Source organism: Paenibacillus dendritiformis (genome assembly GCF_015845845.1).
GTDB lineage: Bacteria > Bacillota > Bacilli > Paenibacillales > Paenibacillaceae > Paenibacillus_B > Paenibacillus_B dendritiformis_C.
The window spans coordinates 1-440 of record NZ_LDIG01000024.1; the positions used below are offsets into that span (position 1 = coordinate 1).

The 440-nt window shown below is 67.5% G+C and carries 1 protein-coding gene; it reads left to right on the top strand.

Features of this window, described 5'->3' with window-relative positions; translation table 11 throughout:
• Positions 1-175: 175 nt before the first annotated feature.
• Positions 176-440, top strand: a 265-nt coding sequence (locus tag ABD76_RS00205) for a phage integrase N-terminal SAM-like domain-containing protein (RefSeq protein WP_197253242.1), incomplete at its 3' end; no start/stop codon positions are given.

Below are 440 nucleotides of genomic sequence, written 5' to 3' on the forward strand. Positions count from 1 at the left end.
CCGCCTAACAATTATTCGGCCCCCGAAACGGGGCGTTGCGTCGAGTATGGCCGCTGCGGGCCTGCGGGGCCAGCGCGGAAAAATCCTACATCCAGCCAGTGATCTGGACGACTGGTTCGGCGGCCGTGACAGCATAGGTTGAGCTTGTTATCCGGCGCACGGAGGCGCTATGGGATTGGACGACCGAAACGAGGGTTTAACGGGGGATGGGCGCTTCGATGGCGGCGGCGGGCAGGAGCCGAGGCTGCTGGATCAGGTGCGGGGCCGGCTGCGGCTGAAGCACTACAGCCTGCGCACCGAGCAGGCGTACGTGGCCTGGATCCGGCGGTTCATCCTTGCCAACGGAAAGCGCCACCCGCGTGAGCTGGAAGGGCGGCACGTCGAGGCGTTCCTGACCGGGCTGGCCACGCGCGGGCGGGTCGCCGCTGGCACCCAGAACC